Annotated in this window: 19 protein-coding genes; 10 read left to right on the top strand and 9 right to left on the bottom strand. The window is 72.1% G+C overall.

Going from position 1 to position 18,844, the window contains the following annotated elements:
* Positions 1 to 97 precede the first annotated feature (97 nt).
* Complete coding sequence (locus OG819_RS37445) at positions 98 to 1,699, top strand: carboxylesterase family protein (RefSeq protein WP_266653546.1); 1,602 nt, start codon at positions 98 to 100, stop codon at positions 1,697 to 1,699.
* Here the strand turns inward: OG819_RS37445 and OG819_RS37440 are convergent.
* The 4 genes from OG819_RS37440 to OG819_RS37425 form a co-directional block, all read right to left on the bottom strand.
* Entirely contained in the window at positions 1,690 to 2,472 is a 783-nt protein-coding gene (locus OG819_RS37440; protein WP_266653544.1) for an acyl-CoA dehydrogenase family protein, read from the bottom strand. The genes OG819_RS37445 and OG819_RS37440 overlap by 10 nt on opposite strands.
* Before the next feature lie 6 nt (positions 2,473 to 2,478).
* Entirely contained in the window at positions 2,479 to 3,579 is a 1,101-nt protein-coding gene (locus OG819_RS37435; protein WP_266653542.1) for an acyl-CoA dehydrogenase family protein, read from the bottom strand.
* Positions 3,576 to 4,019: a nuclear transport factor 2 family protein gene (locus tag OG819_RS37430; RefSeq protein ID WP_266653540.1), complete on the bottom strand. Its 444-nt coding sequence runs from the start codon at positions 4,017 to 4,019 to the stop codon at positions 3,576 to 3,578. The genes OG819_RS37435 and OG819_RS37430 overlap by 4 nt, the downstream gene beginning before the upstream one ends.
* A gap of 73 nt (positions 4,020 to 4,092) precedes the next feature.
* On the bottom strand, positions 4,093 to 4,563 hold the full coding sequence (locus OG819_RS37425; protein WP_266653538.1) for a pyridoxamine 5'-phosphate oxidase family protein: 471 nt from the start codon (positions 4,561 to 4,563) through the stop codon (positions 4,093 to 4,095).
* A 224-nt stretch (positions 4,564 to 4,787) separates the two neighbouring features.
* Here OG819_RS37425 and OG819_RS37420 point away from each other — a divergent pair, with 224 nt between their 5' ends.
* The 7 genes from OG819_RS37420 (at position 4,788) to OG819_RS37390 (ending at position 11,045) form a co-directional block, all read left to right on the top strand.
* On the top strand, positions 4,788 to 6,905 hold the full coding sequence (locus OG819_RS37420) for an ABC transporter permease (protein ID WP_266653536.1): 2,118 nt from the start codon (positions 4,788 to 4,790) through the stop codon (positions 6,903 to 6,905).
* Positions 6,886 to 7,596, top strand: a complete 711-nt coding sequence (locus OG819_RS37415; protein WP_266653534.1) for an ABC transporter ATP-binding protein — start codon at positions 6,886 to 6,888, stop codon at positions 7,594 to 7,596. Before OG819_RS37420 ends, OG819_RS37415 begins: the two co-directional genes overlap by 20 nt.
* On the top strand, positions 7,593 to 8,300 hold the full coding sequence (locus OG819_RS37410) for an ABC transporter ATP-binding protein (RefSeq protein WP_266653532.1): 708 nt from the start codon (positions 7,593 to 7,595) through the stop codon (positions 8,298 to 8,300). The genes OG819_RS37415 and OG819_RS37410 overlap by 4 nt, the downstream gene beginning before the upstream one ends.
* Positions 8,297 to 8,680 (top strand): hypothetical protein, encoded by a 384-nt coding sequence (locus OG819_RS37405; protein ID WP_266633311.1) that lies wholly within the window; start codon positions 8,297 to 8,299, stop codon positions 8,678 to 8,680. Before OG819_RS37410 ends, OG819_RS37405 begins: the two co-directional genes overlap by 4 nt.
* Positions 8,646 to 8,963 carry a hypothetical protein gene (locus tag OG819_RS37400; protein WP_266633313.1) on the top strand — a complete coding sequence of 106 codons (318 nt, stop codon included), beginning with the start codon at positions 8,646 to 8,648 and terminating at the stop codon, positions 8,961 to 8,963. Before OG819_RS37405 ends, OG819_RS37400 begins: the two co-directional genes overlap by 35 nt.
* 61 nt (positions 8,964 to 9,024) lie before the next feature.
* A complete protein-coding gene (locus tag OG819_RS37395) occupies positions 9,025 to 10,320 on the top strand; it encodes an amidohydrolase family protein (RefSeq protein ID WP_266653530.1) in 1,296 nt (431 codons plus the stop codon).
* Positions 10,317 to 11,045, top strand: a complete 729-nt coding sequence (locus OG819_RS37390; RefSeq protein WP_266653528.1) for an enoyl-CoA hydratase-related protein — start codon at positions 10,317 to 10,319, stop codon at positions 11,043 to 11,045. Before OG819_RS37395 ends, OG819_RS37390 begins: the two co-directional genes overlap by 4 nt.
* Before the next feature lie 73 nt (positions 11,046 to 11,118).
* Here OG819_RS37390 and OG819_RS37385 read toward each other — a convergent pair whose 3' ends face one another.
* The gene (locus OG819_RS37385; protein ID WP_266653526.1) at positions 11,119 to 12,087 is read right to left on the bottom strand and encodes an enoyl-CoA hydratase/isomerase family protein; all 969 of its coding nucleotides are present in this window, start codon (positions 12,085 to 12,087) and stop codon (positions 11,119 to 11,121) included.
* Positions 12,088 to 12,161: 74 nt separating this feature from the next.
* Between OG819_RS37385 and OG819_RS37380 the strand changes: the two genes are divergently transcribed.
* Both OG819_RS37380 and OG819_RS37375 read left to right on the top strand, forming a co-directional pair.
* Positions 12,162 to 13,169 carry a CoA transferase gene (locus OG819_RS37380; protein WP_266653524.1) on the top strand — a complete coding sequence of 336 codons (1,008 nt, stop codon included), beginning with the start codon at positions 12,162 to 12,164 and terminating at the stop codon, positions 13,167 to 13,169.
* 1 nt (position 13,170) lies between these two features.
* Positions 13,171 to 14,430, top strand: a complete 1,260-nt coding sequence (locus tag OG819_RS37375; protein ID WP_266653522.1) for an amidohydrolase family protein — start codon at positions 13,171 to 13,173, stop codon at positions 14,428 to 14,430.
* A gap of 12 nt (positions 14,431 to 14,442) precedes the next feature.
* Here OG819_RS37375 and OG819_RS37370 read toward each other — a convergent pair whose 3' ends face one another.
* The 4 genes from OG819_RS37370 to OG819_RS37355 all read right to left on the bottom strand — a co-directional run bounded on the left by OG819_RS37370 (position 14,443) and on the right by OG819_RS37355 (position 18,815).
* Entirely contained in the window at positions 14,443 to 15,213 is a 771-nt protein-coding gene (locus OG819_RS37370) for an SDR family oxidoreductase (protein ID WP_266653520.1), read from the bottom strand.
* Between the two features lie 5 nt (positions 15,214 to 15,218).
* On the bottom strand, positions 15,219 to 16,367 hold the full coding sequence (locus tag OG819_RS37365) for an acyl-CoA dehydrogenase family protein (RefSeq protein WP_266633328.1): 1,149 nt from the start codon (positions 16,365 to 16,367) through the stop codon (positions 15,219 to 15,221).
* Between the two features lie 20 nt (positions 16,368 to 16,387).
* The gene (locus OG819_RS37360) at positions 16,388 to 17,545 is read right to left on the bottom strand and encodes a thiolase family protein (RefSeq protein WP_266633329.1); all 1,158 of its coding nucleotides are present in this window, start codon (positions 17,543 to 17,545) and stop codon (positions 16,388 to 16,390) included.
* Between the two features lie 67 nt (positions 17,546 to 17,612).
* Entirely contained in the window at positions 17,613 to 18,815 is a 1,203-nt protein-coding gene (locus OG819_RS37355) for a CaiB/BaiF CoA-transferase family protein (RefSeq protein WP_266633331.1), read from the bottom strand.
* Positions 18,816 to 18,844: the final 29 nt, after the last annotated feature.

Raw genomic sequence — 18,844 nt, 5'->3', positions numbered from 1 at the left:
CGGGAGCCGGGACCGTCCGGCAATCCACGGACCGTACCGTCGATTTGTATGTGCCGATAGTAAGGTATGCACATTATGAGAACGAGATTCTTGTCTCGTGAATTTGCCGCACGAGGAGTTGCTCCCCTTCACCCGTAAGCTGGCCGCCGACATCGTGACGTCACGGCAGGAGGGCACGGACGGCATGACGGCGTACGTCGTGGACACGACCGGCGGCAAGGTGCGGGGCGCCGAGATCGACGAGGGCGTCCTCGCCTGGCGCGGCATCCCCTACGCGGCCCCGCCCGTGGGCCCGCTGCGCCTGCGGCTGCCGCAGCCGGCCGAGCCGTGGAGCGGCGTACGCGACGCCCTCGCGTACGGGGCGCCCGCCCTGCAGCCGCCGGCACTGATCCCCGCCGGTACGACGAGCTTCGCCGACGCCCCCGTTCTGCCGGAGCCGTCGGAGGACTGCCTGTACGTCAATGTGACGGCCCCAGCCGACGCCGAGGGCCTTCCCGTGGTGCTGTGGATCCACGGCGGCGGCTACCAGGTCGGCGCCGGCAGCGACATCGCCGGGGGCGGCCGTACCTTCGCACGCCGCCACGGCGTGGTCGTCGTGACGTTCAACTACCGGCTGGGCGCCCTTGGGTTCCTTGCCGTGGACGGGGAGGAACACACCGGCGCCTTCGGCCTGCACGACCAGATCGCCGCACTGCGCTGGGTCCACGAGAACATCGCCGGATTCGGCGGCGATCCGGACCGCATCACGGTGTACGGCCTGTCCGCCGGCGCCAAGTCCGTCGCCAACCTGCTGGCTTCACCCCTCACCGGAGGGATGATCCACCGTGCCGCCTCGTCGAGCGGCGGGGCGGACCACGTCGCCGACCGGGCCCAGGACGCCGCGGTCGCCCGGCGGTTCCTGCGCGCGCTGGGAGCCGGAGCGGAACACCTCTGGAAGGTGAGTGCCGAGGAGATCCTCGATGCGCAGACGGCGCTCGGTGAGGGCGTACGGACCGCCTGGCTGTGGCGCCCCTCCATCGACGGACTCGCCCTGACGGGCAAGCCCCTGGACGCCATCGCGGCGGGCGCCGCCGCGGGTGTCTCGCTGCTGGCCCAGACATGTGTCAACGAATGCGCCCTCTACCAATTGCTGGACCCCGACGCGGCCGATCAGGCCGACCGGGTCCTCGAGGAGTACTTCGGCGCCGCCGCACGTGACCGGATCCTCGCCGCCTACGTGGCGGCCCGGCCCGAACTCGCCCAGGATCCGGTTCAGTTGCGCGTCGACGTCATGACCGGCGAGCGGTACGGCATCCCCACGGCCCGCCTCGCGGACGCCCAGTCCGCGCACGCTCCCGTGTGGCGCTCCCGCTACGACGTGCCCCTGACCGGCCTCCCGCGGTCGGTCGCTCCTTCCGGCACGCTGCCGGCGTTCCACGGCACGGACGACGACGCCGTCTGGCTCGGCGGCCCGGGGGTCAACCAGCGGCTCCATGACGCCTGGGGAGCCTTCGTCACGACCGGCGTCCCCACTGCCGAGGGTCTACCGGACTGGCCCGCGTACTCCACCGCCAGGCGCGCCACCATGGTCTTCGACGCGGCCGGGGCCCGCACCGTCGACGACCCCCGCGGCGCCCGACGCGCCGTCTGGGACGGCCGTGTGTGGCAGTCGGGCACCTGGTGGCCCCTCGACGGCTCCGGTGCCCAGCGTCACAGCTGAACAAGTCGCGGAGCCGAGCGGCCCTCCCGTACGAGTGCCCCGGCCTCCCGCGTCAACTCCCGTGCGCTGCCCAGCAGTCCGTCCAGCACGAGGGCCCGCCGGACGTGCCGGTGCAGGTCGTGCTCGGCGGTGAAGCCGATCCCGCCGAGGATCTGCTGACAGTGCCGGGCGGCCGTCAGCGCCGCCTGTCCGGCCGCCGCCTTGGCGAGCAGGCAGCCGAGGTCGTCCTCGGCGGCCAGGAGGGTCGCCTCGGCGCCGTCGAGCGCTACGAGGGTCTCGGCGAGCCGGTGCCGTACGGCCTGGAAAGAGGCGAGGGGACGGCCGAACTGGGTCCGGTCGAGCACGTGCGAGCGGGCGAGCCCGAGCATCGCGCGGCCGGTGCCCAGGAGCCACCAGCCGAGCGCCCGGCGTCCCGCGGCGAGCGGGACGGGATCCCCGGCCGCGACGGTCCGCAGTGGCAGTTCGCCGTCCAGCGCGCCGCCCGCCTCGTCCGTGCGCTCCCACACGGCCCACGCGCCGCCCGTGTACGGCAGGGGCAGCGTGCCCCCGACGGCACGTCCCGCCGCGTGCAGCAGGACGTCGTTGAGCAGCGGCGCGTGCGCGCCGGTCTCGCCGAGCAGTCCGAACGTGAGAGGGACCGCCACGTCCGGTGCTTGCGTCAGCAGGTCGGACCAGCCGAGGTCGGCCAGGGCCGTGTCGAGGGCGCTGCCCGACCCCGCCGTCATCGTCTTGCGGAGCGTCTGCGCGAACAGGTCCCGCTCGGCGGCATCCATCGTGTGTCAGTCCCTTCCCAGGTCCAGCAGCCGACGGGCGATGATGTTGCGCTGGATCTCGGCGGTGCCGCCGTAGATGGTCGCCGCCCGCGAGTACAGGTACTCCTCCCGCCACGGCGCGTCCGTCAGTTCCAGTACGCCGGGGAGCATGTCCCGGGCGGTGTCGAAGAGTTGCTGCTCGGCGGTGGCCAGCAGCACCTTGTCGACCGAGGTCTCCGGGCCGAGCCGGGCGCCCGCCGCGAGTCGCCGCTGGGTGCCGTGGGAGCGGCAGCGCATGGTGTGCAGAGCCAGATAGGCGGCGCCCAGGGCCAGGTCCTCCCCGGGGTCATCCGGTTCGGCCAGCTCCGTGAGCAGCCGGTCGAGCCGGGTGTAGAGATGGGCGACGCGGTGCCAGAAGCAGGTGGAGCGCTCGTGCGGGAGCAGGTCCATCGCGAGTCGCCAGCCGTCGCCGGGACGGCCGAGCATCCGGTGGGCGGGGACGACCACGTCGTCGAAGAACACCTCGGCGAACTCGTCCACGCCGTGCATCGTGCGCAGTGGCCGCACGGTGATGCCAGGGGCGTCCATGTCGACGAAGAACGCGGTGATCCCGTCGTGGCCCGGCGCGGTGCGGGTGAGCAGGACACACCGGGCCGCGTACTGCGCGAGGCTCGTCCACACCTTCTGGCCCGTCACCACCCAGTCCCCGTCCCGGGGGACGGCCCGGGTGGTGAGGGAGGCGAGGTCGCTGCCCGAGCCGGGTTCCGAGAAGCCCTGGCACCACTGCTCCCGGCCGCCGAGCAGCAGCGGGACCATTTCCGCCGCCAGCTCCGGACGGGCGTACGAGATCATCGTCGGGGCGAGCACCTCGACCATCGAGTAGATGCCGGGCTCGGCCAGGCCCCGGGAGGCGACCTCCTCGCCGAGCACGGCCCGCAGTACGGCCGGCCCGCCGAGGCCTCCCACCTCGGCGGGCCAGCCGTACCGCATCCAGTCCGCCTCGTAGAGCGCGCGCCGGACCCGGGCCAACTGCGCGACCTGGCCGTCGAGGGAGTGATCGGGCCCGGGGGAGAGGTCGTTCCCGTCGAGCCAGCCGCGCAGACCCGACCGGAACTCCGTGACGATCATGCGCCCGGGCGTTCGAACGCGTGCGGGCGGCCCGAGTCGTGCGCTCCGCCGCGGCGGATGAACGTCATCGCCCGCGTACGCAGCCGCCAGCCGTCGGCGGTCCGCAGATAGGTGTCGTTGTAGTAGCCGATCCGCATGGCGTGGGTGGCGTGGTCGATGAAGCACAGCGGCTGGGTGCCGGTCGCGGTGTTCCCGTCCCCGTCCCCGTCCCCCTCTCCGTCCGCGGGCGGCTCGATCACGGCCGTACCCACCAGGAACAGACCCTTGGGCGCGGCGGCGACCAGGGCGGGGAACTCGTCGAGTCCGTAGGTGTCGCCGAAGGCGCTGTAGGTGCCGTCGGGGGTGAAGACCGCGAGCACCCCGTCGATGTCGCCCCGGGTCATGTGCACCGCGTAGCGGCCCAGCAGCTGCTGAATCTCCATCAGGTCGTCAATGGACAAGGACCCTTCCACCCTTCGGTGAGAATAGCATTCTCATTCATGAGTGGCAGGTTTCCATGCGTGGGTCATGACGTCAACGGTCGCGGCGGAGCTTCGCGAAGTCCCAGCTCACGACCTTCTCCACGGTGAGCCGGAGCCAGCCGTGCCTCCCGTCGTACCGGAAGGTGCCGCCGCCCATGTACTTGTCCGCGAAGAGCTGTTCGGGGCCGACGAGCTCGTCCAGGGGGTCCCCCTTGCGGGGCGCCTCGCCGACGACCTCGGCGCTGCCCCGTAGTTCGACGCCGCGCAGTGTCAAGAAGTCCGTGCCCCCGTCGTCGACGATCACGCTGAGCCGCCGATCCCGGTCCAGATCGGTCCAGCGCTGGCTGCGCATCAGCGAGTTGAGCCACAGCGTGGACCCGTCCCACACGAACCACAGGGCGCTGACATGGGGATCTCCGTTCCGTCCGACGGTCGCGACCCGGCACAGCGGCTGGGTTCGCAGGAAGGTGTCCCGCTCGGTGTCGGTCATGGCGATCGCGGTTCCCCTGCGCTGGACGCTCATCGTCTCTCCCGCCTTTGCTTGAATGGTTGATTCTCCCTCAGTGAGAAGCTAGTTTCCACCAGTAGAGAGGAGGCGGCCCCTTGAATCAGCCCACACCCTTCGCCGCCCTGGGGGCGGTCGCCGAGTACGCCTCGCGGCAGATGGCACCACCGCCTCTCGGCCGACCGGCCGTGGAGACCGTCCGCCCTCGCCGGTCCCGGCGAGAGTGTGAGTGAAGGCCCGTCATGGAGCAGTTCCTCACCTTCGGGGTCGTCGGCCTGAGCACCGCCGCGATCTACGCGGTCATCGGCAGCGGTCTGGTGCTCACCTACACGACGACCGGCGTCTTCAACTTCGCGCACGGCGCGGCGGGCATGCTGTCGGCCTTCACCTACTGGCAGCTCACCGGCGGCTGGGGCTGGCCGGTCCCGGTGGCGCTGGCCGTGGTCCTGCTCGTCCTCGCCCCGGCCTTCGGCCTGTTCGTCGAGAAAGCCGTCCTCAGACCCGTCCAGGCACTGGGCGAGGCGGAACGACTGGTCATGACGGTGGCCCTGCTCAGCGCACTCATCGCCGTCGCCCGGTGGATCTGGGACCCCAACGTGCCGCGGACCCTGCCGACGTTCTTCGCCGACCGGAAGCCCTTCCACATCGGCTCGGCCGTGGTCACCTGGCATCAGGCCCTCACCATGGCCGTCGCGGTGCTGGTCGCGATCGGCCTGCGGATCCTGCTCTACCGCACCCGCCCCGGCGCCGAGATGCGGGCGACCGTCGACGACCGCGCCCTGGTCGGGCTGACGGGAGCCCATCCCGTACGGGCCAACAAGACCGCCTGGATCCTCGGCACCCAACTCGCCGCGATCGGCGGCATCCTCATCGCCCCGACCGTCACCCTCGACGCCGCCCAGCTCTCGCTGCTGATCGTCAGCGCCTACACCGCGGCCATCTTCGGCCGGCTGCGCAGCGTGCCCCTCACCTTCGTCGGCGCGATCGTGATCGGCTGCGTGGAGAGCTATCTGACCGGCTATCTCCCGCAGAACGCCTACCTCCCCGGCCTCAGGCTGGCGGCCCCCGCGCTGCTGCTGTTCGTGGCCCTGCTGGCATTCCCGCACCGGCGGCTGCGCGGCCGCGACCGCAAGCTGCGCCCGGTGCCGGTTCCGACGGCCCGCGGCACGGCCGTGTTCGCCGTCTGTGTCGTCGCGTTCGGCGCGGTGCTGGCCTCGGTCCTCGGCGAGACCGACCTCATCACCTACGACGCCATCTTCTCGCTCGGCGTGGTGGCCCTGTCGTACGTACCCCTGGCCGGGTACGCCGGGCAGATCTCCCTCTGCCAGCTGAGCATGGCCGGGATCGGGGCCGTCGTATGGGCCCACCTGGGCGCGCACGGGGAGTTCTGGGCCCTTGCCGCCGCGATCCTGGTCTCCGCGGTGGCCGGCGCCGTCGTCGCGCTCCCCGCGCTGCGGCTGTCCGGGGTGTACCTGGCGCTCGGGACCGCCGCCTTCGCGGTCGTCCTCGACCGGTGGATCTTCACCCTGCCGGCCTTCCACCTGTTCGGGATGCGGATCGCCCTGTTCGACCAGGGCTCGGTGGACGTCGCCGGACCCCGGCTCCTCGGCCTCGAAGTGGACACCCCGGCGAAGCAACTGGTGTTCGCGGCCGTCTGCCTCGCACTCGCCTCGCTGGTCGTGGCGGCGGTGCGCCGGGGCCGGTTCGGGCGGCGGCTGATCGCGCTGCGCGACAGCGAGGCCGCCTACGCGACCCTCGGCGGCAGCCTGCTGCGGGCCAAGGTCCTGGTATTCGCGCTCTCCTCGGGCATCGCCGGGCTCGGCGGGGCGCTGTACGGAATGCAGCAGCGGTCCATCACCGCCGACCAGTTCAACCTGGTGGCGGGACTGCCGATCTTCCTCGTCGCGGTGGTCGGCGGCCTCGGCACGGTGGGCAACGGACTGTTCGCCGGGACCGCCTACATCGGCCCGACGAACGCGCTGGTCGCCGTCGCGCCCTGGGCACAGAACCTCGTCGCCCTGCTGCCCGGCCTCGCCGGCATCGGGCTGGGCCACAACCCCGACGGCATCGTGGTCCGCTTCCGTCGCGAGTGGGAGCCGCTCGGCCGGGACCGGATCGCCCTGCCCGGCCTGCTGTGCGTGCTCGCCCTGCTGTGGGTCCTGCGCCTCGGCGACCTGATCAACGGCTGGACGTTCCTGGGCTGTTCGGTGGCCACGGGGGTGGCGCTGCGGATCTGGGCGACGGCCCGGCAGACCGCCGCCCCGACCGAACCTGAGGTTCCCGTCGAGTGGTGGGGACTGCGGCGCGCCCGGGGCCCCGAGGACAGGGAGGTGCTCGCCCGTGGCCTCGCTGCGGATTAGCGGAGTGACCGTCGCCTTCGGCGGCAACCGGGCTCTGGACGGAGTCGCCCTGACCGCCGAACCGGGCCGCGTGACCGGACTCATCGGCCCCAACGGAGCCGGCAAGAGCACCCTGTTCGACGTCGCCTCCGGACTGCGCAGGCCCTCCTCCGGACAGGTCTTCCTCGACGGACACGACGTCACCCGCACCAGCCCCGCGGGCCGCGCCCGGCGCGGACTGGCCCGCACCTTCCAGCGGCTGGAGCTCTTCGGCCGCCTCACCGTCCGCGACAACCTCCTCGTCGCGGCCGAACTCGGCCCCGACAGGCGCCGAGCCCACCACGCCGTCACCGAGACCCTCACCAGGCTCGGCCTGACGCATCTCGCCGACAGCCCGCCCGACGCACTGCCCACCGGAGTCGGCCGCCTGGTCGAGGTCGGCCGCGCGATGGTCATCCGGCCCATAGTGCTCCTCCTGGACGAACCCGCCGCCGGACAGGACAGCGAGGAGACCGAACGGTTCGCCACGCTGCTGCGCTCGCTGACCGACGACGGCACGGCCGTGGTCCTCGTCGAACACGACATGAGCCTCGTCATGGGTGTGTGCGACGAGGTGTACGTACTCGATCTGGGCAAGGTCATCGCGTCCGGGCCGCCCGAGGTGATCCGGAACGACGAGACCGTCCTGGCGGCCTACCTGGGGGACGCGTGAGCGCCATTCTCGAACTGAGCGGCGTCCGTGCCGCCTACGACCGGATCACGGTCCTGCACGGCGTCGACCTCCAGGTCGCCCCCGGGCAGGTGGTGGCCCTCCTGGGCCCGAACGGCGCGGGCAAGACCACCACCCTGCGCGTCGCCTCCGGAGTCCACCCCCTCGAATCCGGCCGTCTCCTGCTGGGCGGCCGGGACATGACCGGCGCCGACCCCCGCGACCTGGCCCGCGCCGGGGTCTGTCTGATCCCCGAGGGACGCGGCGTGTTCCCCAACCTGTCCGTCCGCGACAACCTCCTGATGATGACCTTCACCGGCCGCGGCCGAGCCGAGATCGAGGACATCGCCTTCCAACGCTTCCCGATCCTCCACCGCCGCGCCTCGCAGGCAGCGGGCACCCTCTCCGGCGGCGAGCAGCAGATGCTCGCCCTCGCCCGGGGCCTCGCCACCGACCCCGCCGTCCTCCTGCTCGACGAACTCTCCATGGGACTCGCCCCGCTGATCGTCGGCCGTCTCTACGAGCAGGTCGCCGAGATCGCCCGGCAGGGCGTGGCCGTCCTGGTGGTCGAGCAGTTCGCGGCCGCCGTCCTCGACATCGCCGACCACGCGGCCGTCCTCGTACGAGGACGGGTCCAACGGCAGGGCCACCCCGATGGCGGGCTGCGCGCCGAACTGTCCGCCCTCTACCTGGGGAGTTCCGCATGACCACCACCGAGCCGCGCGCGGACCGCTTCGTCCGAGAACTGGCGGTACTGAAGATCCCCGACCCGGCCGCCGCCCGGGCCACCCTCTGGCTGCGCCTCGGCGTCCTGTTGATGGTCGGCGGCCTGGTGCTCGGCGTGTCGGGCTACCTGGTGTCCCACAACACCGTCGACCCGCTCGTCCAGGGCGACGGACTCGCGCTCGGACTGGGAGGCATCTCCGCGGCCGTGGTGGGCTCCGCGCTCTTCCTGCGGTACTCGCTGACCGGCTTCCTGCGGTTCTGGATGGCCCGCCAGTCCTACGACATCAACCTGCTCGCCGATCGCCTGCTCGAAAGGGACATCCACCATGACCCCACCGGTAACGACGCTGCGCCCCGGTGACCAGCTCGCCAGCGCCGTCTGCGGCACGCGGGTGGTCGTCGTCCGCGCCCCCGCCGGCGGCTCGGCCCAGCTCGCCTGCGGGGGCAGCCCGATGGTCCCCGCGACCGGCGCGAAGCCGGCGCCGGGCGGCGTGGCCGAGGCCGTCACCCTCATCGGCAAGCGGTACGTGGATGCCGACGGGGCCCTCGAAGTGCTCTGCACCTCCTCCGGCACCGGCGAACTGAGCTGCGACGGCGTCCCGATGACCATCAAGACGGCCAAGCCGCTGCCCGCCTCCGACTAGCCGTACGCCCCCAAGCCCCCACCCGAGCCGCCTGCCTCCCCCTTTCTGAAGGGAACCCGTCATGGATCGAGACGATCTCATCCTCATCAGCGTCGACGACCACATCATCGAACCCCCCGACATGTTCGTGAACCACCTTTCCGAGCGGTACAAGGACGACGCGCCCCAGCTGGTCCACCAGGACGACGGCACCGACACCTGGACGTTCCGGGAGACGGTGATCCGCACCGCCGCGCTCAACGCGGTGGCCGGCCGGCCCAAGGAGGAGTACGGCCTCGAACCGCAGGCCCTCGACGAGATCCGTCCCGGTTGCTACGACGTGAACGAGCGCGTCGCCGACATGAACGCGGGCGGCATCCTCGCCCAGATGAACTTCCCGTCCTTCCCGGGGTTCGCGGCCAGGCTCTTCGCCACGGAGGACGCCGACTTTTCGCTCGCCCTCGTGCGGGCCTACAACGACTGGCACATCGACGAATGGTGCGGGGCGCATCCCGGCCGGTTCATCCCGATGGCGATCCCCGTCATCTGGGACGCCGAACTGTGCGCGGCGGAGGTGCGCCGGGTGGCGGCCAAGGGCTGTCACTCGCTGACGTTCACTGAGAACCCCGCGGTGCTCGGGTACCCGAGCTTCCACGACCCGTACTGGAACCCGCTCTGGCGTGCGCTGTCCGACACCGCCACCGTGCTGTCGGTGCACATCGGCTCCTCGGGCAAGCTGGCGATACCGGCGGTCGACTCGCCGCCCGACGTCATGATCACCCTGCAGCCGATGAACATCGTCTCGGCCGCCGCCGACCTGCTGTGGTCCCAGCCGGTCAAGGACTTCCCCGATCTGAAGATCGCCCTGTCGGAGGGCGGCACCGGCTGGATCCCCTACTTCCTGGAGCGCGTGGACCGCACCTTCGAGATGCACGCGGCCTGGACCCTCCAGGACTTCGGCGGGAAGCTGCCGTCGGAGGTCTTCAGGGAGCACTTCCTCACCTGCTTCATCAGTGACCCGATGGGGGTGAAACTCCGTCACGAGATCGGCATCGACAACATCGCCTGGGAGTGCGACTACCCGCACAGCGACTCGATGTGGCCGGAGGCGCCCGAGGAACTCATGGGCGTGATGGAGCGCTTCGACGTGTCCGACTCCGACATCGACAAGATGACCCACGAGAACGCCATGCGCTGGTACTCCTTCGATCCCTTCGCCCATGTCCCGCGCGAGCAGGCCACGGTGGGAGCGCTGCGCAAGCGGGCCGAAGGCCACGACGTGTCCATCCAGTCGCGCAGCCACCGCCTGATCGAGCCCGCCGAGAAGCTGGAAGCGTACCGTTCCCGGGCGCGCGCGGCGACGGGTGACGCCCGATGAGCGACCTGGTCCTGACCGAAGGGATCGGCAACGTCCTCGTCGCGACCCTGAACCGGCCCGAGGCCCGTAACGCGTTGAATCCGGAGCTGATCGACGACCTGTCGGACATCCTGAGGGAGGCGGACGCCGACCCGGCGGTCCGGGTGATCGTCCTGACCGGCGCCGACACGGTGTTCTGCGCGGGCATGGACCTCAAGGCGTTCGCGAAGGGCGGCGGCAAGTTCGACGGCCTGGTGTGGTTCTTCCGTGACGGCATCGGCACCCCCGTGATCGCGGCGCTGAACGGCTCCGCGCTCGGCGGCGGCTTCGAAATGGTGCTGGCCTGCGACCTCGTCGTCGCGGCCGAGGACGCCACGCTCGGGATCGCCGAGGTCAAGCGGGGCCTGTTCGCGGCCGCGGGCGGCACGACGCTCGCCGACCGGGTGCCGCTGGCGGTCGCCCTGGAAATGGGCCTGACCGGCGATCCGGTCACGGCCACGCAGGCCGAGCGGGCCGGCCTGGTGAACCGCGCCGTCCCCGCCGACCGGGTGCGGGAGGAGGCGCTCGCCCTGGCCGGGCGGATCGCCGCCAACGGTCCGCTGGGCGTCGCCATGACCAAGAAGCTGATACGGGAACGTCGCTGGGCCGAATCGGACGAGGTCATGTCGGTGTTCCGCAGCAAGGACGCGGCGGAGGGCGCCCGCGCCTTCGCGGAACGCAGGAAGCCGGAGTGGACCGACAGCTGACGCGCGGCCAGGGGGCGTTCGCCGCGGTGATCTCGCCGACCATCCTCCGCGGAAGTCGTGAGCACTTAACCAGTTAAGTGTTCACGACTTCCGGCACACATGCCGGGGGAGCAGCCGACATTCCGTCGACCAGGCCCCAGCCGAGCGCCTCCTCCGCGCTCAACGTGCCGTCCGACAGGGCGAGATACGCGGTGCGCTCCCTGCCGATGCGGACCGGGAGGCTCGCCGTGCCGCCCGCGCCCGGGATGAGCCCCATCCCGATCTCCGGCAACCGGATCGCCGTGTCCGGCGCGGCCAGCACCCGCCCCGCGAACGCCGCCAGCTCGATGCCGGCGCCGACACAGGCGCCGTGCAGATGCGCGGTCACCCGGGGCCCGCACTGCTGGAGAAGCGCGGCCGGACTGCGCCGCACCCGCAGCAGGTGGGCCAGCGCCGGATCGCGGGACGTCCCGAACTCCGCCAGGTCTCCTCCGCTGCAGAACGCGACACCGTTCCCGTACAGGTCGACACGCGCGATCGACGGATCCGCCACGGCGACGTGCAGCGCCTCGCACAGGGCGTCCCGGGTCCCGGCGTCGAACGCGTTCCGCACCCACGGCCGGTCGAAGGTGATGGCCAGCCGGTCGCCGTCACGGGACAGGCATACGGGCTCGGCGGCCGGACGTGGAGTGCGCGGGTGCGCCGAGGCCAGCCAGGCGCGGAAGCCCGCACCGCTCTGCAGCATCGAGTAGGCGAGGGACTCGAGTACCAGCCGCTCGGAGGGAGGGAGCCGACTGCCCATGCGGAGCACCTGCGTCAGCGCGACGGAGGCCGCCGGCTGCGCCGCGACGATCGCCGCGAGGCGCTGGGCGACGGCGTACGGGTCCGCGCATCCCACCCACGGGCGAGGGGGATCGGCGACACCCGTGAGCAGGATGTCGAACTCCGCGGCCGCGTCGACCGGTTGTGCCGCCACACCGACGAGAACCCGATCCTTCGCGTCGGCCCACACGGGCGCTTCCCGGTCGAGGTCGACCAGGTGGAAGGGGGAGTCCAAGGTCATGTCGTTCCCCTCCCCAACCGGCGGCGACTGGAGTGTAATGGGAGATCGCCACGGTCGAGAAGGGGGTTCATGGAATGGAGAATGAGACTCTGCGAGGCTGGATGGAACCCGTCGAGCCGTTCCTCGGCCCCCTCCACGACGTGGCGAAGGCCTTCACCGGCCTCACCGGCGTGCCCGTGGACATACCGACCGCACTTTTCCTCCGTGCCGACCTCACAGGCCTCCCCCTCCCCGGCAGGGTCTCGGCCGGCGGCTCCTGCCACCTCCTCGAAACCGCCGACGGCTGGGCCGCCGTGAACCTGGCCCGCCCCGACGACCTGTCCGCCGTGCCTGCTCTCGTCGCGCTGCTCGGGGGAGCGGGGACGGAGGAACCGCGCGAGGCGGCACGGCGAGTCGGGGCGGCCGAGGTGGCGGCACACGCGCAACTGCTCGGTATCGCGGCCGCCGCCCTCGGTTCGGCCCGCGGCACCCGTGCTCCCGTACGCGCCGAGCGAGGCGAGGCGGCGAGCCCACGTGAGCCGGCCGGGCTGCGGATCGTCGACTTCTCGGCCCTGTGGGCGGGCCCCCTGTGCGCCCGGCTGTTGGGGGAGGCCGGGGCCGGGGTGGTGAAGGTGGAGAGCACGACCAGAGCGGACGGCGCCCGCCACGGATCGCCCGCCTTCTACCGCTGGCCGCACGACGGACACGAGAGCCTGGTGCTCGACTTCGCCTCCGGGGCACCTGCCGAGGTCGTCGCCGGGGCGGACGTCGTCATCGAGGCGTCACGACCGAGGGCACTGCGCCGACTCGGCATCCGCGCGGAGGAGTTCCTCGCGGCCCGCCCCGGCCGTGTCTGGCTGAGCATCACCGGCTACGGCCGCGACGAGGACCGCATCGCCTTCGGCGACGACGCGGCGGTCGCGGGCGGCCTCACCGGCCTCGACCGCGCCGGCGACCCGGTCTTCCTGGGCGACGCGCTCGCCGACCCCGTCACCGGCGTCTTCGCCGCCCACGCCGTCGCCCGCTCGCTGGCCGACGGCGGAGGAGAACTTCTCTGCCTCTCCATGGCCGCCTGTGCCGCCGCCCTCGCCGGCAGTCGTTGACGTGCTCATCAGCGACGTGGACGTCGAGGGCTTCGGCCGGGTGGACGTGCGGCTCGGGGGAGGACGGGTCGTCGGGATCGGCCGACGGCTTGCGGGGCGCGGCGATGTCGACGGCCGGGGCGGCGCGTTGCTGGTCGGCCTGCACGACCACCACGTCCACCCGGCGGCGCTGGCGGCCGAGGCCGCGTCCATCCGGGTCGGCCCGGCGGACGCGGGTGACAGGGAGGGACTGGTGGCCGCCCTGCGGCGGGGGGCGCCGGGGGAGTGGGTACGGGCCGTCGGCTACCACGAGAGCGTCGCGGGGGAGCTCGACCGACGGGTGCTCGACGGGTTCGCGCCGGATCGGCCGGTACGGGTCCAGCATCGCAGCGGGGCCCTGTGGGTGTGGAACAGCGCCGCGTTGCGGGCCGCCGGTCTGGACGGCGAGGGCGACGGGCGGTTCTGGAGGCAGGACGAGCGGTTGCGCGGGTTCGCTCCGCCCGTACGGCTGGATCTGCGCGGCGTGGGGGCCCGGGCGGCGGCGTACGGGATCACCGGGTTCACCAACGCGGATCCGCTTCCGGGGGAGGGTCTGCTGGAGCTGCTGTCGGTGCTGCCGCAGCGGCTCGTCGTGATGGGGGTCGGCGACGCGCCTGTGAAGTTCCTGCTAGACGACGCGACCCTGCCGACGCCGGACGAACTCGCGGCGTCCATGGCGGCGGTACGGCCCCGCCCGGTGGCTGTGCACTGTGTGACCCGGGTGCAGTTGCTCGTGACGCTGCTCGCCCTGGACGAGGCCGGGCCGGTCGCGGGTGACCGGATCGAGCACGGGTCGGTGATCCCGGCCGAGACGATGCCCTGGCTCGCGCGGCTCGGCGTGACGGTCGTGACGCAGCCGCACTTTCCCGTGGAGCGGGGACGGGAGTACGCGACCGATGTGGAGCCTGACGACCAGGCTCACCTGTACCGCTGCCGGTCCCTGGCCGAGGCGGGGATTCCGCTCGCCGCCGGGACCGACGCACCGTTCGGGACCGCCGACCCCTGGGCGGCCATGCGGGCGGCCGTCGAGCGGGCCGGCGGGGAGGCGATGGACCGGCGGGCGGCCTTGGACCTCTTCGCGGGCGAGCCCCGACACCCGTCACGGGCACGGCGGTTGCCGGTCGGCGCGGTCGCCGACCTGTGCCTCCTGCACGTACCGCTGAAGGAAGCCCTCGACCTCATGTCCGCCGACGTCGTACGCGCGACGTTCATCGGCGGACGGCGGATCACGCCGCCGGAGTGAACACGTGGGGCGCTATACGCTGTATCCGCCGTCCACCCCCAGCGCCTGCCCGGTGATGAAGCCGGCGCGGTCCGAGGCCAGGAACGCCACCGCCTCCGCGATGTCCTTCGCCTCGCCGAAGCGGCGCAGCGGGATGTTGCGCCGGGTGATCTCCAGGGCCGCCGTGTCGAGTTCCCCGGAGCTGATCAGACGGGCGGCGATGCCGTCGGTCAGCATGCCGGGGCCGACACAGTTCACACGGACGCCGTAGCGGCCCTCCTCGGCGGCCAGCGCTCGCGCCACCGCCTCGACCGCTCCCTTCGTGCCCGACGACAGCCCGTCGCGCACGGGGAACCGGCGGGTGGCCACGGTAGTGACGGCGACGATCGCGCCCCGCGTCTCCCGCAGCCGGGGCAGCGCGGGATGGACGAGGTTGAAGAACGCCATCGCGTCCGCGTCGAGTTGGGCCCGGTACTGACTCGGCGTCACCTTGCTGAGGTGCATCATCGGCACGTGCGGGCCCGCCGCGTACACGAGCGTGTGCAGGCCCCCGAAGGCGTCGGACGCCTCGGCGACCGCGTCCGCCGTGTCCTGCTCGTCGCCCAGGTCGAGGCGGAGCGCGAGGACTTGGCGCCCGTACGCCTTCACCTCGGCGGCGAGGGCGTCGGCCCCGGCCCGGCTGGTGCGGTACGTGAACGCCACGTCGCTGCCGCGCTCGGCCAGCACGCGCACGACGGCCGCGCCGATGCCGCCGGTGCCGCCCGCGACGAACGCGACGCCGGTCCTGCTGGAGAAGTCCGCCATGATGCTCACAGTCCCAGGGATTTGGCGATGATGACCTTCATGACCTCGCTCGTGCCGGCGTAGATGCGGGTGATGCGCGCATCCGCGTACAGCCGGGCGATGGGGTACTCCAGGATGTACCCGTACCCCCCGAAGAGTTGCAGACAACGGTCGACCGCCCGCGCCTGCATCTCCGTGCAGAACAGTTTCACCTTGGCCGCGTCCGCTCCGGAGAGTTCGCCGTCGACGAGCTCGCGCACCGCCCGGTCGAGCATCATCTGAGCGGCCTCGATCTCGGCGGCCACCGCGGCGAGTTCGAACTTCGTGTTCTGGAAGGAGGCGACCGGGGTCCCGAACACCTGCCGCTCCTTGACGTACTCGAGCGTGGTGTCGAGCGCCGCCTTCGCCTGCGCGACCGAGCCGACCGCCACCGTCATCCGCTCCTGGGGGAGGTTGTGGCCGAGATAGCCGAAGGCCGCGCCCTCCTCGCCGAGCCGGTTGGCGACCGGGACCCGCACATCGTCGAAGGACAGCTCCACGGTGTCCTGCACCTTGATGCCCATCTTGTCGAGCACCCGGCCGCGGGCGAACCCGGGCATCCCGTCCTCCACGACCAGCAGGGTCAGGCCCGCCCGCCGGTTGTCGGGATCGGTCGACGTACGCGCCACAACGATCACCAGGTCGGCGAGGAGACCGCCGGTGATGAACGTCTTGGCCCCGTTGAGGACGTAAGCGTCCCCCTCGCGTACGGCGGTGGTGCGGATGCCCGCGAGATCGGAGCCCGTGCCCGGTTCGGTCATGGCGACGGCGGTCAGCAGCCGGCCCGCCGCGAGCCCGGGGAACCAGCGCTCGCGCTGGCCCTCGTCCGCGTAGGCGAGGAAGTACGGCAGGACGACGTCGAGTTGGGTGCGTACGGTGCCGAGCGTGACCAGGGCGCGGGCCGCTTCCTCCTGGAGCACGACGTTGTAGCGGTAGTCGTGCAGACCCGCTCCGCCGTACGCCTCCGGTAGGGAGATGCCCAGCACCCCGAGCGAGCCGAGCTGCTCGAAGAGCTCGCGCGGCAGCCGGCCCGTGTGCTCCCACTCCGTGTAGTGGGGGACCACCTCCTTCGCCACGAAGTCCCGGACGAGCTGGCGGAACGCCTCGTGGTCGGGGGTGAAGAGTTCTCGGCGCACGACGTCCTCCGTGAGGGTGCTCAGGGTGCGGGGGATACGAGCTCTACGAGGGTCGCGTTGGCGGTGCCGCCGCCCTCGCACATGGTCTGCAGGCCGAAGCGGATTCCGTGGTCGCGCATGTGGTGCACCATGCGGGTCATCAGCACCGCCCCCGACGCGCCGAGCGGATGGCCGAGCGCGATCGCGCCGCCCAGCGGATTGAGCAGCGCGGGGTCGGCGCCGGTCTCGGCGAGCCAGGCCAGGGGTACGGGTGCGAAGGCCTCGTTCACCTCGAAGACGCCGATCTCCCGCAGGCCCACGCCCGCCTTGCGCAGCACCTTCTCGGTCGCGCGGATCGGGCCCGTGAGCATGAGCACCGGGTCGGAGCCGGTGACCACGCCCGCGCGGTAGCGCACGAGCGGCGTCAGCCCCAGTTCACGTGCCTTCTCCGGTGTCGTCACCAGCAGCGCCGCCGCCCCGTCGGAGATCTGGGAGGCGTTGCCCGCGTGGATCACACCGTCCTCGATGAACGCCGGCCTGAGCTTGGCGAGGGTCTCGACGCTCGTACCACGCCGGATCCCCTCGTCGAGGGCCACCGTCGTCGCCCCCTCGGTCGACACGGCGGTGATCTGGGCCTCGAAGGCACCGGCGTCCCGCGCCGCCGCGGCCCGCTCGTGCGACAGCGCCGAGAACGCGTCGAGCCGCTCCCGCGAGAAGCCCCACTTCCGCGCGATCTTCTCGGCCGATATGCCCTGGTTGAAGGAGAAGTCCTGGTAGCGGGTGAGGACCTGGGGTCCGTACGGCATGCCGGTGGAGCGCGCGGCCCCGAGCGGGACCCGGCTCATCACCTCGACTCCGCCCGCCACGACGACGTCCTGCTGGCCGGACATGACCGCCTGCGCGGCGAAGTCCAGCGCCTGCTGGCTCGACCCGCAGGCCCGGTTGACCGTGGTGCCCGGGATGCTCTCGGGCCAGCCCGCGGCCAGCACCGCATAGCGCCCGATATTGCTCGACTGGTCCCCGACCTGGGAGACACAGCCCCAGATCACGTCGTCCACGACCTGCGGATCGATCCCCGTCCGCTCGACGAGCGCGCCCAGCACGACCGCGGAGAGGTCGGCGGCGTGCATGTCGGACAGCCTGCCGTTCCGCTTGCCCACGGCGGTGCGGACCGCCTCCACGACCACTGCTTCCCGCATGTCGACCCTTCCGGTCGTTGCCCCTGAGATGTCCGCGCCGGAACAGAACGCGTCACCGGCTCCTCGCTCACCGCAGCTCTCCCTCGGTGTTGATCCCCAGCTCGGCGAGGACGCCCGCGGTGTGTTCACCGAGGGCCGGGATCGGCCCCATCGGCTGCTCGTAGCCGGAGATGACCGGGGGCGGCAGCAGCGCCGGTACGGGACCGACCGGCGTGTCGATCTGGCGCCAGCGGTCGCGGGCCATCAGGTGCGGGTGCGTGACGACGTCGCCGGGGGTGTTGTAGCGGGAGTTCCCGATCCCCGCGGCATCCGCACGGTCCTGGACGTACGCCAGATCGTGGCGCGCGCACCACGCGCCGATCTCCGCGTCGAGGACCTCACTGTGCGCGACCCGGCCGGAGTTGCTCCGGAAACGCTCGTCGTCCGCCAGATCGGGGCGGCCGAGCAGCTCGCGCGCGAGCCGCTGCCACTCACCGTCGTTGGTGGTGCCGAGGACGACGGTGTGACCGTCGGCCGTCGGATAGGCGCCGTACGGCGCCACCGCGGGCGAGCCCACGCCCTTCGGCTCCTGGTCCACGCCCGTGTGCCGGGTGTAGGTCAGCGAGTAGCCCATCAACTCCGTCATGGTGTCGAACAGGCTGACCGCGGCGGAGGTGGGCCCCCGAACCTGGCCGCGCTCCTTCCCACAGAGCAGTGCGATGATCGACAGGGCGGCGTACAGACCGGTGCTCACATCGGCCATCGGCGGCCCCGCCTTGGCCGGCGCGCCCGGTCGGCCGGTGGTCGCGCACGCCCCCGACTCGGCCTGGACCAGCAAGTCGTAGGCGCGCTTGTGGGAGAGCGGCCCGCCGGGCCCGTACCCGTCGATCTCCACCGCGATGAGCTCGGGATGGCTCACGGCCAGGTCGGCGGGGGCGATGCCGAGTTTCGCGGTCGCCCCGGGCGCGAGGTTGGAGACCAGGACGTCGGCGCGGTCGAGCAGCCGGCGCAGCACCGCCATCCCGGCCGGGGACTTGAGGTCCAGGGCGACCGACTCCTTGCCCCGGTTGAGCCAGACGAAGTGGGCCGCGAGGCCGCCCACCACGTCGTCGTAGTGCCGGGCGAAGTCGCCGCCCCGAGGGTTCTCCACCTTGATCACCCGCGCCCCGAAGTCTCCGAGCGTGCGGGTGCACATGGGAGCCGACACCGCCTGCTCCAGAGCCACCACGGTGATGCCCGCGAGCGGACCGGCCGAGCCGTGTCCTGACGCGTCCACACGATCAGTGGTCACTCGGCTCGCTCCCATCGCGCCGCAGCCCG

Origin of the sequence: Streptomyces sp. NBC_01549 (assembly GCF_026339955.1) — a bacterium.
GTDB lineage: Bacteria > Actinomycetota > Actinomycetes > Streptomycetales > Streptomycetaceae > Streptomyces.
Note: the sequence above shows the minus strand (reverse complement) of the source record. Positions and strands in the feature narration are given on the sequence as shown.

Coding starts and splice junctions, on each gene's coding strand:
- OG819_RS37395 (WP_266653530.1), top strand. CDS start 9,025: ATGGATCGAGACGATCTCATCCTCATCAGCGTCGACGACCACATCATC.
- OG819_RS37380 (WP_266653524.1), top strand. CDS start 12,162: ATGGAGAATGAGACTCTGCGAGGCTGGATGGAACCCGTCGAGCCGTTC.
- OG819_RS37400 (WP_266633313.1), top strand. CDS start 8,646: ATGACCCCACCGGTAACGACGCTGCGCCCCGGTGACCAGCTCGCCAGC.
- OG819_RS37435 (WP_266653542.1), bottom strand. CDS start 3,579: ATGATCGTCACGGAGTTCCGGTCGGGTCTGCGCGGCTGGCTCGACGGG.
- OG819_RS37425 (WP_266653538.1), bottom strand. CDS start 4,563: ATGAGCGTCCAGCGCAGGGGAACCGCGATCGCCATGACCGACACCGAG.
- OG819_RS37360 (WP_266633329.1), bottom strand. CDS start 17,545: ATGCGGGAAGCAGTGGTCGTGGAGGCGGTCCGCACCGCCGTGGGCAAG.
- OG819_RS37370 (WP_266653520.1), bottom strand. CDS start 15,213: ATGGCGGACTTCTCCAGCAGGACCGGCGTCGCGTTCGTCGCGGGCGGC.
- OG819_RS37405 (WP_266633311.1), top strand. CDS start 8,297: ATGACCACCACCGAGCCGCGCGCGGACCGCTTCGTCCGAGAACTGGCG.
- OG819_RS37440 (WP_266653544.1), bottom strand. CDS start 2,472: ATGGATGCCGCCGAGCGGGACCTGTTCGCGCAGACGCTCCGCAAGACG.
- OG819_RS37385 (WP_266653526.1), bottom strand. CDS start 12,087: ATGACCTTGGACTCCCCCTTCCACCTGGTCGACCTCGACCGGGAAGCG.
- OG819_RS37420 (WP_266653536.1), top strand. CDS start 4,788: ATGGAGCAGTTCCTCACCTTCGGGGTCGTCGGCCTGAGCACCGCCGCG.
- OG819_RS37390 (WP_266653528.1), top strand. CDS start 10,317: ATGAGCGACCTGGTCCTGACCGAAGGGATCGGCAACGTCCTCGTCGCG.